General features: G+C 73.0%; 1 protein-coding gene. It reads right to left on the bottom strand.

Annotated features, from left to right (window positions below):
* The coding region (locus tag AC0IY0_RS28820) for an FAD-dependent oxidoreductase (RefSeq protein WP_471766487.1) at positions 1-125 on the bottom strand (125 nt) is incomplete at its 3' end.
* Between the last annotated feature and the right edge of the window lie 149 nt (positions 126-274).

Here is a 274-nt window from a genome sequence, read left to right as displayed (position 1 = left end):
AAGGAGGTCTCCATGGCGGCGTAGCGCTGCCGGTCGAGGACGGTGACGTCGTAGCCGCGCCGGGCGAGCGCGTCGGCGGTGGTCACGCCGGTGATGCCGGCGCCGATGAGGGCGATGTGGGTCATGATGGGGTCTCCGGGACGTGCGGACGCGATGAGGCCTTCCCTCGCGGGTCGGCCGGTGTTCGCGCCCCATCTGTCCCGGTGCCTGTGAGTTTGATCCGGCCGGCCCTGGCGAGGCTGGCGCGGACGTCCCCTTCGGCGGGTGCCCACGG

It is taken from the genome of Methylobacterium sp. AC315, assembly GCF_979253755.1.
This window is presented reverse-complemented; position numbering and strand designations above follow the sequence as displayed.